Genomic DNA, 14,151 nt, shown 5'->3' with positions numbered 1-14,151 from the left:
AGCGCTGGCGCGGTGTCGGCCGGCACCCTGGCAAGACCGTGTGCCGAGGGCTCGGCAGGGTGAAATCAGTGTAGCGGCAGGCTCTGCGAGCCTGGCCTCAGGGATTGTGACGGCCCGGATAAGCACCGCTGAATCGCCGGGCTTGCCGGCGAGCCCTCAGCGCGAGGATGCAAGCTGCTGCAACACCGCCATCGGCGGACTCTGAAGCGGCATCAGCAGCGTGATCGAGCGGCTGCCCTCGCTGCCCTCGCTGCCGTCCGCCGGGCTGTTCTGCGGCTGCGAACCGGTCGGACGGCTGCCGCCTGCCGAGGCCGCGCCACCCGCCGGCGCAGGGGTCCGCCGCGGCGGCAGGGCATGCGGGCTGAGCAGGGTGACTTGGCGACCGCCGGCCACGCGTTGCAGCATCGACTGCTCGGAGAGCACCTTGCTCGCGTAGCCCCCGTCGGTCTCCAGGTTGGCCGCGCCCACGTAATGCTTGAGCCCGCCCTCGACCGAGCCGCTGCGGTCGATCGCCTCTTTGAGCACCTGCACGCCGACCCGCAGGTTGGCCAGGGGATCCAGGGCGGCCAGGGTGCCGCCGAAGTTCTCGTACTTCTCGTCGTGCACGCGGGTCATGACCTGCATCAGGCCCTGGGCGCCCACCGGGCTCTGCGCGAAGGGGTTGAAGCGCGACTCGATCGCGATCACCGCGAGGATCAAGGTCGGATCCAGGTTCGCGCGGCGGCCCACTTCCCAGGCTTCCTGCACCAGGCGGCTGACCGGCTCGGGGGCCACCCGGTAGCGGCGCGACAGCCACTGCGCGATGGCGGCCTGCTGCCGGGTCAGCGAACCGGGGTCGGCGGCGGTCACCCGCTCGGCCGCGCCGAGCTCTGCCAGCGCCACGGTGACGTTCGGATCGGCCTCCGAGCGAAGGTCCTGCCGGACTTGCAGCCAGCCCAGCGCCCGCAGCTCCAGCGAGGCGCGAAGCTCCGGCCGGCCCGCCAGGAAAAGACTCGCCGCCACCACGCCCAGGCCCAGCAGCGCAAAGGAGTTGTGGCAGACCTCGAGCAGGCCCTGGCCTGCATCTTTCAAAAAGAGCGCGATCGGGCGGATGAGGGCCTGACCGGACCGCCGGAGGGCGAGGCCAGGGGCCGCGCCCGCCTTCGGTGTGGCTTGGAACGCTGTCATGTCTCTCCTTTCCTGGGGTGGTCGCGGGACGGAACGATCCGTCTGCACCCCCCATTCGATAATCCCCCGGCGGGTGGAACGGGTCGGCCTCAAACAGGCGGACCCCCGGGTTGGGACCATCGGCAGCGTCGCGCCACGACCGTGGCGCGGGTTATCCCTAGGGACGGCCCGCAGTCTAGGGACGCTTCAAATAACCTGTCAACCATAAAGAAGCCGCGGTTCATTCCGCATAAGCATGAAATACCGGGATTTGCGGGACTTCATTCAAGGATTGGAAGCTGGCGGCGAGCTGCGCCGCATCCGCGAGCCAGTCTCTCCCCGGCTGGAGATGACGGCGATTGCCGACGCCACGCTGCGTGCCGCAGGCCCCGCGCTGCTTTTCGAGACCCCTTGTGAAACGCCGGGTTCCCGGCCCGGCGCCACGCCGGTCCTGGCCAACCTTTTCGGCACCCCCCGTCGGGTCGCGCTGGGCATGGGGGCCGACGAGGTCGGGGAACTGCGCACGATCGGCCAGCTGCTGGCCAGCCTCAAGGAGCCCGAGCCGCCGCGGGGCCTGAAGGACGCCGGCAAGTTGCTGCAGCTGGGCAAGGCCCTGTGGTCGATGAAGCCCGAGCGCCTGCGCCGCGCGCCCTGTCAGGACGAGGTGCTCGAAGGCGCCGAGATCGACCTCGGCGAACTGCCCATCCAGACCTGCTGGCCCGGCGACGCCGGCCCGCTGATCACCTGGGGCCTGGTCGTCACCCGCGGGCCGCAATCGGTTCCGAACGCGCGTGCGCGCCAGAACCTCGGCATCTACCGCCAGCAGAAGATCGGCCCGCGCCAGACCATCATGCGCTGGCTGGCGCATCGCGGCGGTGCCCTCGATTTCCGCGACTTCGCACTGGCGAATCCGTGCCAGCCTTTCCCGGTGGTCACGGCGCTCGGGGCCGACCCGGCGACCATCCTCGGCGCCGTCACGCCGGTGCCCGACACCCTGGGCGAGTACCAGTTTGCCGGCCTGCTTCGCGGCAGCCGTACCGAGGTGGTCGACACCGCGGTCGGCGAGGCCGGTCGCTGGCTGCAGGTGCCCGCCAGCGCCGAGATCGTGCTGGAGGGACACATCCCGCCGGCCGCCGCCGGCTTCGTCGGGCACAGCGCCGATGGGGTGCCGCTGAAGGAGAAGGGCGGCTACCTGCATGCGCTCGAAGGCCCCTTCGGCGACCACACCGGCTATTACAACGAGCAGGACTGGTTCCCCGTCGTCGAGCTGCAGCGCCTGACGCGCCGCCACCAGGCGATCTACCACTCCACCTACACCGGCAAGCCGCCCGACGAGCCCGCCATCCTCGGTGTCGCGCTCAACGAGGTCTTCGTGCCCATCCTGCAGAAGCAGTTTCCGGAGATCGTCGATTTCTACCTGCCGCCCGAGGGCTGCAGCTACCGCCTGGCCGCGATCAGCATCAAGAAGGCCTACCCCGGCCATGCCAAGCGGCTGATGTTCGGACTGTGGAGCTTCCTGCGGCAGTTCATGTACACGAAGTTCATCGTCGTCACCGACGAGGACGTCAACGTGCGCGACTGGAAGGAGCTGATCTGGGCCATCACCACGCGGATGGACCCGGTGCGCGACACCACCCTGGTGCCGCAGACACCCATCGACTACCTGGATTTCGCCAGCCCGGTCAGTGGCCTGGGCGGCAAGATGGGCCTGGATGCAACGAACAAATGGCCGGGCGAAACCGAGCGGGAGTGGGGTCGTGCGCTCAGCATGTCCCCCGAGGTCACGCGGCGTGTCGAGGGCATCGTGGCCGGCCTGGGCCTGGATCGCCCTTGAGGCATAGCCCGGACCGGCAGGCGCGGGCCGGGCCGATAGTCAAACCCCGCTGGTCAGGACCGGGGGGCGGTCGCAAGATGGGTTCGCCCATCCAGGGCATGCACCGAGGTCCATCCCTGGGCCTCCGCGGCCTGATACCCGGCCCCTCCGTCCGGTTCGGCAGACCGCCAGCGACTCCGGTCGCAACCCCCGTCCGCCTCACGGCGGGCGGGGTTTCTTCTTTCTGGGGGCCGGCGCTGCGCCCGCCCCGCGGTGGATCAGCCCAGCGCGGCGAGTGCGCGGGCGGTGATCTCTTCCACCGTACCCAGGCCGAGGATGCGCGCATAGCGCGGCGCGGCCGCATCGCCGGTGGCCGACCAGGCCGAGTAGTAGTCGACCAGCGGGCGGGTCTGACTCTGGTAGACCTCCAGCCGCTTCTTGACGGTGGCTTCCTTGTCGTCGTCGCGCTGGATCAGGTCTTCACCGGTCGCGTCGTCCTTGCCCTCCACCTTGGGCGGATTGAACTTGACGTGGTAGGTGCGGCCCGAGGCCACGTGCACGCGGCGGCCGCTCATGCGCTCGATGATGGCTTCGTCGGGCACGTCGATCTCGAGCACCAGGTCCAGCTTGACGCCGGCGGCCTTCATCGCGTCGGCCTGCGGGATGGTTCGCGGGAAGCCGTCGAACAGGAAGCCCTTCGCGCAGTCCGGCTGGGCGATGCGTTCCTTCACGAGGCCGATGATGATGTCGTCGCTGACGAGGCCACCCGCGTCCATCACCTTCTTGGCTTCCAGGCCCAGCGGGGTGCCGGCCTTGACGGCCGCACGCAGCATGTCGCCGGTCGAAATCTGCGGGATGCCGTAACGCTGGCAGATGAAGGCGGCTTGCGTGCCCTTGCCCGCGCCGGGCGCTCCCAACAGGATCAGTCTCATCCGTTCCTCGTGCTCTTTGCGGTGCCTCTGCACCGCGGCCAAAAAAATGTCCGCGCCCTGTCAGGCGCAAACCTCGGGCGAGGATAGCACCCGCATTCCTGTGTCCTGCTTACGACAGCAGCCCGGCGCCCTCGACGAACAGGCGGCGCACGCGGGCCAGATCCTCGGGCGTGTCGACGCCCGGCCCCGGCCGGCCCGCGCCCACATGCACGGCGATGCGCTCCCCGTGCCAGAGCACGCGCAGCTGTTCCAGCGACTCGGTCGCCTCCAGGGCGCAGGCCTGAAGCAGCGGGTAGCGCCGCAGGAAGCCGACGCGGTAGGCGTACAGGCCGATGTGGCGCAAGGGGGCCGGCTCGGGCAGCCGGTGCACCCCGTTGGCGTGGCCATCGCGCCACCAGGGCAGCGGCGCGCGTGAGAACGTCAGCGCGCGGCCCAGGCGGTCGCAGACGACCTTGACCACGTTCGGGTTCAGATACTCCTCGACGCTGTCGATGGCATGGGCCGCGGTGGCCATGACGCATTCGTCCCGTTCGGCCAGCAGCCGCGCGCAGGCATCGATCAGGGCGGGGTCGATCAGCGGCTCGTCGCCCTGCACGTTGACGACGACGGCCGCATCGTCCAGGCCGAGCAGGGCGCAGGCCTCCGCCAGGCGGTCGCTGCCGGTCGGATGGTCGGTGCGGGTCATCACGGCTTCGATGCCGTGGGCTCCGCAGGCCGCGAGGATGCGTGCATCGTCCGCGGCCACCACCACGCGGGCGGCATCGGCCCGTGCAGCCCGTTCGGCCACGCGCACCACCATCGGCTTGCCCGCCAGGTCGGCAAGCGGCTTGCCGGGCAGGCGGCTGGAGGCCATCCGCGCCGGAATCAGCACGACCGGCTTCATGCCGGCAGGCCTTCGACGGCGGTCGGCGAGCTGTCGTCCAGGGGGCGGGCCTCGTTCTCCAGCATGACCGGGATGCCGTCCCGGATCGGGAAGGCCAGCCGGTCGGCGGCGCAGATCAGCTCCCGGGCCTCGCGGTCGTGGCTCAGGGGGCTCTTGCAGATCGGGCAGACCAGCAGGTCGATCAGGCGGGTGTCCATCGGGCGCGTCGGCAGGGGGTCAGGGGGCGGCGGTCGGTCCGCCGCGACCGGGGGGCGGGCCCAGCGCCTCGTGCAGCGCCGCAACCAACTCCGGGGTCGCGGGCAAGTCTAGCGGCGTGACCCAGACGCAGCTGCCCGGACGCTCGCGGGCCAGGCGCTCGGGGCGGATCTTCACCGCGTCCTTCTCGGTCAGCAGCAGGCGCGGCAGGCCGGGCGGCCAGGGCAGGGGGTCGAGGCGGTCGTGATCGGCGCAGGGCAGACCGTCCACCTTCAGGCCCTCGGCCCGCAGGGCCTCGAAGTAGCGCTCCGGATGCGCGATGCCGGCCAGCGCGGCCAGGGGCTGCGGCCCCTCGCGCAGTGCAGCCCAGGCCGCGGCCGGCGCCGCGGGCTGGCGCGCCCACCAGTCCGCCAGGGTCTGGGGCGGGCTCAGCCGGCGCTGCAGGATCAGGCCGGACAGGGCGGTGCTGGCCCGCCCGTCGCTGTAGATCACCCGGCAGGCCCGCCGGGCGAAGGATCGGGTCTGCAGCGGCTCGCGCAGCGGTCCGGCCGGCAGCAGCCAGCCGTTGCCGGCGCCGCGACGGTCGAAGACCAGCAGCTCGACGTCGCGCGCCAGCCGCAGGTGCTGCAGTCCGTCATCGGCGACGATCACGTCGACCTCGGGATGCGCCGCGCGCAGCGCGTCGGCCGCCGCCGCGCGGTCCCGGCCGACCCAGACGGGCACGCCGCTGCGCAGCCGCATCAGCAGGGCCTCGTCGCCGACCGTCTCGGCCTCGGCCTCCGGTGTGACGCCAAGGATGCGGCCCATCTCGCGCCGGCCGTGCCCGCGCGAGACGATGCCCGGCCGCCAGCCCAGGTCCTGCAGCGCGGCGACCACGGCCAGCGTGGTCGGGGTCTTGCCGGCGCCGCCGACAATCCGGTTGCCGACCACCACCACCGGACAGCCCGGATGCCGTGCGCGCCGCAGCCCGAGGCGGTAGAGCCCGCGATGCAGCGCGCCGAGCAGGCCGAACAGCCCGGCCAGCGGCAGCAGGCTGCAGGCCAGGCCACCGCGACCGCGCCAGGCCGCCTGCAGGCGCAGTTCGAGCCGGACGCGCCAGGGGCGGGGAGGGGGGGGGAGCGGCATGGCGGGCGATTATCGGACCGCCTCTTGCAGGGCTCCGGTCATCCACCGTCCCTGTGGATAACTTTGTGGGCAAGCTGCTCTGACGGCCCGCAAAGGCGCATGAATCCTGCGTTCGCAACAGATTGCCTCATCGTGAGGCAGAAAAATGTCCTTGAAAATCAACCCCTTGAGACGATATGGCGGGCGCATGACAGGGGCTGCGGAGGCCCGTGCAACCGGCGCCGCGCTTGTGGAGTTCCTTCGATCCGCTGTGCGCTGCAGCAAGTGCGCAGCGTGCGCTGGGGGCTGCCGATGAGGCCGGGCGAGACCTCGGCGGCCGGCCGGCCGGCCTGGTCGGTCGCCGGCCTGGTGCAGGCCGTGGCCGAGACCCTGGCCGCCCGCTTTGCCAGCGTCACGGTGCGCGGCGAGATCAGCGGCTTCACCCGCGCGGCCAGCGGCCACTGCTACTTCACGCTGAAGGACCCGGCCGGCGGCGCCAGCCTGCGCTGCGCGATGTTCCGGCGCGCCGCGGCCCTGCTGGCCAGCCTGCCCGGCGAGGGCGAGGCGGTCGAGCTGCGCGGCCGCGTCGCGGTCTACGAGCCGCGCGGCGAGCTGCAGTTCGTCGCCGAATCGCTGCAGCGCGCCGGGGTCGGTGCCCTCTACGAGCGCTTCCTGCGGCTCAAGGCCCAACTCGCGGCCGAGGGCCTGTTCGAGGCCGGACGCAAGCGGCCGCTGCCCCGGCTGCCCCGTTGCATCGGCGTGGTCAGCTCGCTGGCCGGCGCGGCCCTGCACGACGTCTGCACCGCCCTGGCCCGGCGCGCGCCGCAGGTCCGGGTGCTGGTGCTGCCCAGCCCGGTGCAGGGCGTCGACGCGCCGGCTGCACTGTGCGCCGCGCTGGCAGCGGCCGCGCGCCGGCCGGAGATCGAGCTGTTGATCCTGGCCCGCGGCGGCGGCTCGATGGAAGACCTGTGGGCCTTCAACGACCCGGCCCTGGTCCGCGCGATTGCCGCCCACCCGGTGCCGGTGCTCACCGGCATCGGCCACGAGACCGACCTCAGCCTGGCCGACCTGGCCGCCGACCTGCGCGCGCCGACACCTACCGCTGCCGCCGAGCTGGCTGCACCCAGCCGCGACAGCCTCCTGTTGCAGCTGGCGCAGCTTCAGGGCCGGGTCGGCGAGGGCATGAACCGCCGGCTCGAGCGCGAGGGCGAGCGGCTCGACCGCCTCGGCCTGCGCCTGGCCCGGCCGGCCCAGCGCCTGGCCCGTGAGCGCGAGCGCCTGGCCGGCCTGGACCAGCGTCGCCGCCTTGCGCTGGAGCGTCAGCTTCAGGCCCGCGGCCAGACCCTGGACCGCCTGGCCCTGCGCGGCCGGCATGCGGCGCAGACCCGGCGCGAGGCCCTGGCGCAGCAGCTGATGCAGCTGGGCGTCCGACTCGATGCCCTGGACCCGGCCCGCGTGCTGGCCCGCGGCTGGTCGCGGCTGGAGGCGCCGGGCGGCCAGCCGCTGTGCTCGGTCGCGCAGCTTCAGCCCGGCGAGTCCTTCGAGGCGGTGCTGGCCGACGGGCGGGTGCAGGCGCGGGCCGAGGCGCTGCTGCCGCCTGCACCGGGGCGACGGCCCCGGCGTGGCCGCTGAGCCGGCTGCGGCCACGCCCCCCGGGTGAAGGACGGCCGGCTCCGGGGGCTTCCCCTCCCTTGCCTACAATCAAAACGATCCGTTCTAGGCCCCCGCCCGGTGCCACCCCCTCAGCCAGGACCCCTCATGGAACACACCCTTCCCGCCCTGCCCTACGCCGCCGATGCCCTGGCGCCGCACCTGTCGAAGGAAACCTTCGAGTACCACCACGGCAAGCACCACAACGCCTACGTGGTGAACCTCAACAACCTGCAGAAGGGCACCGAGTTCGAATCGATGGATCTGGAGTCCATCGTCAAGAAGTCCAGCGGCGGCATCTACAACAACGCCGCGCAGATCTGGAACCACACCTTCTTCTGGAACTGCATGAAGCCCAACGGCGGCGGTGAACCCACCGGCGCCCTGGCTGCGGCCATCGGCGCGAAGTTCGGCAGCTACGCGGCCTTCAAGGAAGCCTTCACCAAGAGCGCGGTCGGCAACTTTGGCTCGGGCTGGACCTGGCTGGTCAAGAAGGCCGATGGCAGCGTCGACATCGTCAACACCGGCGCCGCCGGCACCCCGCTGACCACCGCCGACACCGCGCTGCTGACGATCGATGTGTGGGAGCACGCCTACTACATCGACTACCGCAACCAGCGCCCGAAGTTCGTCGAGACCTTCCTCAATCACTTGGTCAACTGGGACTTCGCCGCCAAGAACTTCGGCTGATCCCGGCCGCTTGCGACGACCGACCGGCCCCCGCGGGGGCCGGTTTGCTTTGGGGCCCCGAAGCCCCGCATGCCGCCTGGGGGCCCGGGTCGGGCCCTGTCAGGCGAGCCTCTCCCCCTCGGTTATCCTCGCCCGCTATGGAGTACCCCCACCCCCTGCTGGCCCGTGAAGGCTGGCCATTCATCGGCGGCATGCTCGTCATCGCGCTGCTCGCCTCGGCCTACCTGCCCGTCTGGCTGGCCGCCATCGCCTGGCTGTTGCTGGTCTTCGTCGTACAGTTCTTCCGCGATCCGCCGCGGGCCGTGCCGGCCGAAGCCGGCGCCGTGCTGTCGCCGGCTGACGGCCGCATCGTCAAGGTCGAGCGCGCGCACGATCCCTATGCGGGCCGCGACGCCCTGCTGATCAGCGTCTTCATGAACGTGTTCAACGTCCACAGCAACCGCTCGGGCGTGGATGGCACGGTGAAGGCGGTGCAGTACTTCCCGGGCAAGTTCCTGAATGCCGACCTCGACAAGGCCTCCACCGAGAACGAGCGCAATGCGGTCGTGATCGATGCGGGTGGCCGCACGGTGACCCTGGTCCAGGTGGCCGGCCTGATCGCGCGGCGCATCCTCTGCTACACGCAGGTCGGGGCCGTGCTCAGGCGGGGTCAGCGCTACGGCTTCATCCGCTTCGGCTCGCGGGTCGACGTCTACCTGCCGCTGGACGCCCAGCCGCGCGTGGCCCCCGGCCAGAAGGTCAGCGCCACCACCACCGTGCTGGCCACGCTGCCCACGCCATGAGCAGCGGCACCGAGCTGAGCACCCTGCCGGAGGGCGCGGACGAGGATCCCGAGGATCCGATGCCGCCACGCCGCCCTCGGCGCAAGGGCATCTACATCCTGCCGAATCTGTTCACGCTGGCGGCCCTGTTCGGCGGCTTCTACGCCATCGTGATGGCGATGAACCAGCGCTTCGATCTGGCGGCGGTCGGCGTGTTCTGCGCCATGGTGCTCGACAGCCTGGACGGCCGTGTCGCTCGCATGACCAACACCCAGAGTGCCTTCGGCGAGCAGATGGACAGCCTGTCCGACATGGTCAGCTTCGGCGCCGCGCCCGCGCTGATCATGTACGAATGGGCCCTGCAGGGCCTGGGCAAGGCCGGCTGGATCGCGGCCTTCGTCTACTGCGCCTGTGCGGCGCTGCGGCTTGCGCGCTTCAACACCAACATCGGCGTGGTCGACAAGCGTTTCTTCCAGGGCCTCCCCAGCCCGGCCGCCGCAGCCCTGGTGACCGGCTTCATTTGGCTGCTTGACGACATGGGCTGGACCGGTGCCCGCGACATTCCCGGCCTGGCCTGGACGGCCTTCGGCGTCACGCTGTATGCGGGTCTGACGATGGTCACCAACGTGCCCTTCTACAGCTTCAAGGACGTGAGCTTCAAGCGCAGCGTGCCTTTCATCGTGATCGTGGCGATTGCACTCGGCATCGCGCTGATCAACATCCATCCGCCGGCGGTGCTGTTCGGCCTGTTCTGGATCTACGGCTTCTCGGGCTATGCCGTCTATTTGTGGAAGCGCAGCAAGGGCAAGCCCGTCAGCGTGATTGCCACCTCCATGGACGAGCCCGATGAACGCGGGCTTCATGGCTGACCGCCCGGCCTCCGCGATCCATCCACGAGCCGCGTGCTACATTCAAGCCATGTCGTTCATCGCTCAGCCCCTCCTGCTGTCGCTAGGCCTAATCGGCCTGCTGGCCGCTTTGCGGGCTCGTTGATGGCGCACATCTGAATCCCATGCCTCGACGGCCCGCGTGCTTTGCGCCCGCGGGCCGTTTCGTTTCCGGCGGGCGCTTTTCCTCCGATCCCGACCACGGAGTTCTCATGGCTGACAAGCTCATCATCTTCGACACCACCTTGCGCGACGGCGAGCAATCGCCTGGCGCCTCGATGACCAAGGACGAGAAGCTGCGCATCGCGCGCCAGCTCGAACGCCTGCGTGTCGACGTGATCGAGGCCGGTTTCGCGGCCTCCAGCAACGGTGACTTCGAAGCCGTGAAGGCGATCGCCGACGCGATCAAGGAATCCACCGTCTGTTCGCTGTCGCGTGCCAACGAGCGCGACATCTCGCGCTCGGCCGAGGCCCTGGCCGGTGCCGCCCGTGCACGCATCCACACCTTCATCGCGACCAGCGAACTCCACATGGAGAAGAAGCTGCGCATGAGCCGCGAGCAGGTGCTGGCCCAGGCCCGCAGCGCGGTGGCCTACGCGCGCAGCCGGGTCGGTGACGTCGAGTTCTCGCCCGAGGACGGCTACCGCTCCGACCCCGATTTCCTCTGCCGCGTGCTGGAGGCGGTGATCGACGCCGGCGCGACCACGATCAACATCCCCGACACCGTCGGCTATGGCGTGCCCGAGCTCTACGGCAACTTCATTCGCACCCTGCGCGAGCGGGTGCCCAACAGCGACAAGGCCATCTGGTCCGTCCACTGTCACAACGACCTCGGCATGGCGGTGGCCAATTCCCTGGCCGGCGTGAAGATCGGCGGTGCCCGCCAGGTCGAATGCACCATCAACGGCCTGGGCGAGCGTGCCGGGAACTGCTCGCTCGAAGAGGTGGTGATGGCGGTCAAGACCCGCCGCGACTACTTCGGTCTCGACGTGACCATCGACACCACGCAGATCGTGCCGGCCAGCCGCATGGTCAGCCAGACCACCGGCTTCGTCGTGCAGCCCAACAAGGCGGTGGTCGGCGCCAACGCCTTCGCCCATGCCAGCGGCATCCACCAGGATGGCGTGCTCAAGGCCCGCGACACCTACGAAATCATGCGCGCCGAGGACGTGGGCTGGAGCGCCAACAAGATCGTGCTGGGCAAGCTCAGCGGCCGCAACGCCTTCAAGCAGCGCCTGCAGGATCTGGGCGTCGAGCTCGAGAGCGAGGCCGAGCTCAACAATGCCTTCGCCCGCTTCAAGGACCTGGCCGACCGCAAGAGCGAGATCTTCGACGAGGACATCATTGCCCTGGTCAGCGACGAGAGCGTGACGGCCGAGCAGGAGCACTACCGCTTGCTCTCGCTGGCCCAGCATTCCGAGACCGGCGAGCGGCCTCGCGCCCAGGTGGCCTTCGCGGCCGGTGCCGTCGAGCACCGGGCCGAGAGCGAGGGCAACGGCCCGGTCGATGCGAGCCTGAAGGCCATCGAATCGAAGCTCCAGTCGGGCGCCGAGATGCTGCTCTATTCGGTCAATGCCATCACCAGCGGCTCGACCGAATCGCAGGGAGAGGTGACGGTTCGGCTGCAGCTGGGGGGCCGGGTGGTGAACGGCGTCGGTGCCGATCCCGACATCGTCGTGGCCTCGGCCAAGGCCTATCTCGCCGCCCTGAACAAGCTGCACAGCAAGCAGGAGCGGGTCGCGGCCCAGGGCTGATCGAGCCCAGCCGGCCCGCCTTCACCCCAGGCGGGCCGGCTGGTGTGCAAAGCGTCGCGTGCCGTGGCGTTTCACATGCCCAGGTCACACTTCAAGTGATCTTTGCAAGTTATTGATCTTGTGTCTCTTTTTGCCTGGCCCTAGACTGGTGCGACTTGTGGAGATTCGCGTGTTTCCAGCCCTCAGCGCCCGACTGCGCCCCGTCCTGATCGCCCTGGCCCTGCAACTTGGCCTGAGCATCCTCGCTCCGGCAACGGCCCATGCCGCCGCGCCGCTGCAGGCGGCCGAGGCGCGCAAGGCGAGTGAGGGCCGCCCCACGCCGCAGCGTCGCGGCGAAGCAAGCAGCCGCCGCAAGGGCAGCGCCGTCCAGCTTCGACGTCCGGCGGGTGAGATCAAGGCCCGGCGCAGCGGCAGCGATCGACAGGCCGAAGCGCGCCGGCCCGGCCGCAAGGCGAGCGTCTCGCGGGCGGCCCCCGCGCCCCGCGCCAAGGGCGGTCCGCGTGTCCTGGCTGCGGCCTCGCCGTCGACGGCCGCTGTGCTCAGCCACCCGCTGAAGCTGTCGACCCAGCTGGGCGAGTCCTCTGCCCCGGCCAGCACCGGGGGCACGGTTCAGCATGCGGCCGCCGTCGATACCCTGCACGATCGGTCGGCCGCGTCGCTCGCGGCCCTCCATCCGCCGGCTGCCAGTCTGCCGGAGTTCAACCTGCAGGCCCTCAAGTCGAATGCCGCCCTGGTGATCGATCCCGCGACGCAGGAGGTCTTGCTCGCCAAGAACGCCGAGGCCGTGCTGCCGATCGCTTCGCTGACCAAGTTGATGACCTCGCTGGTCGTCCTGGAGGCCGGCCAGCCCCTCGACGAGATGCTGAGCATCTCGACCGATGACATCGACACCGAGAAGGGCAGCAGTTCCCGCCTGCAACCCGGGACCCAGCTGAGCCGCGGGGAGATGCTGCATCTGGCCCTGATGTCGTCCGAGAACCGGGCGGCCAATGCGCTGGGCCGCCACTACCCCGGCGGCCTGCCTGCCTTCGTCCGCGCGATGAATGCCAAGGCCACCGTCCTGGGCATGGCCGACACCCGCTACGTGGAGCCGACCGGCTTGTCCAGCCAGAACCGTTCCAGCGCGCGTGACCTTGCCCTGCTGGTGCGTGCCACCGCGGAGCATCCGCTGCTGCGCTCGCTGTCGACCTCGCCCGAGCATCGCGTCGCGGTGGGCAAGCGCGAGCTTCAGTACCGCAACACGAACGGCCTGGTGCGCAACCCGGCCTGGGACGTCGTCCTGCAGAAGACCGGCTACATCTCGGAGGCGGGGCGCTGCCTGGTCATGCAGGCCCGGCTTGCCGGGCGGGACCTGATCCTGGTGTTCCTCGACTCGGCCGGCAAGTACTCGCGGATCGGCGATGCCGAGCGGGTACGGCGCTGGGTCGAATCCTCGTCCCGGCCTTCGCCGCTCAAGCGCACGGGCCAGGCGAGCGAAGGTCGCAGGTTCACGTCCTGAGCCTCCAGGCCTTCGCGCTCAAGCCGGCTGGTGGCCGAGCTTGAGCGAGATCTCGCTGGCCGTCGTCCGCAGGCGCTCCAGCCAGCTCTCCTCCAGCCGGTCGGCGGGCGCCGAGATCGACAGCCCGGCCACCAGCTTGCCCTGGTCGTCGTAGATCCCGGCGGCCATGCAGCGCACGCCCAGTTCCAGTTCCTCGTTGTCGCGTGCGACGCCGCTGCTCTGGACGCGGGCGATCTCACGCTCCAGCGTTGCCAGCTCGGTCAGGCTGTTGCGGGTGTGGCCGGCCAGGCCGGTGCGGGTCGCATAGGCCCGCACGCGCTGCGGATCGTCGTGGGCGAGGAAGAGCTTGCCGACCGAGGTCAGATGCAGGGGGGCACGGCCCCCCACCGCGCGCACGACCTGCATGCCCGAACGCTCGCTGTAGGTTCGCTCGATGTAGACGATTTCGTCGCCCTGGCGCACCGACAGGTTGACCGGCTGCTGGGTGAGCCGGTGCAGTTCCCGCATCGGGCCGATCGCCGCCTCGCGCACATCAAGTCGCGCCTTGACGAGGTTGCCGAGCTCCAGCAACCGCATGCCGAGACGGTAGCTGCCGGCTTCGGGCCGATCGACGAAGCGGCCCACGGCCAGGTCGTTGAGGATGCGGTGCGCCGTGGAGGGATGCAGGCCGGTCTGCTCGGACAGCACCTTCAGCGACACCGGATCCGGATGCCGCGCCAGCACGTCGATCAGGGAGAACATGCGTTCGATGACCTGGATCGTCGGGGTCGGGTTCTCGGTGCGGTTCATGGCGGAGGGCAAGCAAAACAAGGGCCCGATTTTGCATCGCGAAACGTCC

The 14,151-nt window shown here is 70.3% G+C and carries 13 protein-coding genes; 7 read left to right on the top strand and 6 right to left on the bottom strand.

What is annotated here, in order from left to right:
* Window positions 1-156: 156 nt before the first annotated feature.
* On the bottom strand, window positions 157-1,071 hold the full coding sequence (locus H4F90_RS06650; RefSeq protein ID WP_235971975.1) for a lytic transglycosylase domain-containing protein: 915 nt from the start codon (window positions 1,069-1,071) through the stop codon (window positions 157-159).
* Window positions 1,072-1,402: 331 nt separating this feature from the next.
* Here H4F90_RS06650 and H4F90_RS06645 point away from each other — a divergent pair, with 331 nt between their 5' ends.
* Complete coding sequence (locus H4F90_RS06645) at window positions 1,403-2,980, top strand: UbiD family decarboxylase domain-containing protein (RefSeq protein ID WP_182662594.1); 1,578 nt, start codon at window positions 1,403-1,405, stop codon at window positions 2,978-2,980.
* Window positions 2,981-3,237: 257 nt separating this feature from the next.
* On the opposite strand, the gene adk is transcribed toward H4F90_RS06645, so the two are convergent.
* From adk to lpxK, 4 genes are all read right to left on the bottom strand, one after another.
* Window positions 3,238-3,891 carry an adenylate kinase gene (gene adk / locus H4F90_RS06640; protein ID WP_182662592.1) on the bottom strand — a complete coding sequence of 218 codons (654 nt, stop codon included), beginning with the start codon at window positions 3,889-3,891 and terminating at the stop codon, window positions 3,238-3,240.
* 109 nt (window positions 3,892-4,000) lie between these two features.
* Window positions 4,001-4,774 (bottom strand): 3-deoxy-manno-octulosonate cytidylyltransferase, encoded by a 774-nt coding sequence (gene kdsB / locus H4F90_RS06635; protein WP_182662590.1) that lies wholly within the window; start codon window positions 4,772-4,774, stop codon window positions 4,001-4,003.
* Window positions 4,771-4,971, bottom strand: a complete 201-nt coding sequence (locus H4F90_RS06630) for a Trm112 family protein (RefSeq protein ID WP_182662588.1) — start codon at window positions 4,969-4,971, stop codon at window positions 4,771-4,773. Before H4F90_RS06630 ends, kdsB begins: the two co-directional genes overlap by 4 nt.
* Before the next feature lie 19 nt (window positions 4,972-4,990).
* Window positions 4,991-6,094, bottom strand: coding sequence for a tetraacyldisaccharide 4'-kinase (gene lpxK / locus H4F90_RS06625; RefSeq protein WP_182662586.1), 1,104 nt, complete (start codon window positions 6,092-6,094; stop codon window positions 4,991-4,993).
* Window positions 6,095-6,385: 291 nt separating this feature from the next.
* On the opposite strand from lpxK, the gene xseA reads away from it, so the two are divergent.
* The 6 genes from xseA to pbpG all read left to right on the top strand — a co-directional run bounded on the left by xseA (window position 6,386) and on the right by pbpG (window position 13,313).
* Window positions 6,386-7,705: an exodeoxyribonuclease VII large subunit gene (gene xseA, locus H4F90_RS06620; protein WP_235971973.1), complete on the top strand. Its 1,320-nt coding sequence runs from the start codon at window positions 6,386-6,388 to the stop codon at window positions 7,703-7,705.
* 126 nt (window positions 7,706-7,831) lie between these two features.
* On the top strand, window positions 7,832-8,413 hold the full coding sequence (locus H4F90_RS15510; protein ID WP_235971971.1) for a superoxide dismutase: 582 nt from the start codon (window positions 7,832-7,834) through the stop codon (window positions 8,411-8,413).
* A gap of 137 nt (window positions 8,414-8,550) precedes the next feature.
* The gene (locus H4F90_RS06615) at window positions 8,551-9,195 is read left to right on the top strand and encodes a phosphatidylserine decarboxylase (RefSeq protein ID WP_182662584.1); all 645 of its coding nucleotides are present in this window, start codon (window positions 8,551-8,553) and stop codon (window positions 9,193-9,195) included.
* A gap of 59 nt (window positions 9,196-9,254) precedes the next feature.
* Complete coding sequence (pssA, locus tag H4F90_RS06610; RefSeq protein WP_182663102.1) at window positions 9,255-10,043, top strand: CDP-diacylglycerol--serine O-phosphatidyltransferase; 789 nt, start codon at window positions 9,255-9,257, stop codon at window positions 10,041-10,043.
* Between the two features lie 230 nt (window positions 10,044-10,273).
* Window positions 10,274-11,815: a 2-isopropylmalate synthase gene (locus H4F90_RS06605; RefSeq protein ID WP_182662582.1), complete on the top strand. Its 1,542-nt coding sequence runs from the start codon at window positions 10,274-10,276 to the stop codon at window positions 11,813-11,815.
* A 169-nt stretch (window positions 11,816-11,984) separates the two neighbouring features.
* On the top strand, window positions 11,985-13,313 hold the full coding sequence (gene pbpG / locus H4F90_RS06600; RefSeq protein ID WP_407926161.1) for a D-alanyl-D-alanine endopeptidase: 1,329 nt from the start codon (window positions 11,985-11,987) through the stop codon (window positions 13,311-13,313).
* A gap of 18 nt (window positions 13,314-13,331) precedes the next feature.
* Here the strand turns inward: pbpG and H4F90_RS06595 are convergent, their stop codons facing one another.
* The gene (locus H4F90_RS06595; RefSeq protein ID WP_182662580.1) at window positions 13,332-14,102 is read right to left on the bottom strand and encodes an IclR family transcriptional regulator; all 771 of its coding nucleotides are present in this window, start codon (window positions 14,100-14,102) and stop codon (window positions 13,332-13,334) included.
* Between the last annotated feature and the right edge of the window lie 49 nt (window positions 14,103-14,151).

Source organism: Aquariibacter albus (assembly GCF_014145335.1).
GTDB lineage: Bacteria > Pseudomonadota > Gammaproteobacteria > Burkholderiales > Burkholderiaceae_C > Aquariibacter > Aquariibacter albus.
Note: the sequence above shows the minus strand (reverse complement) of the source record. Positions and strands in the feature narration are given on the sequence as shown.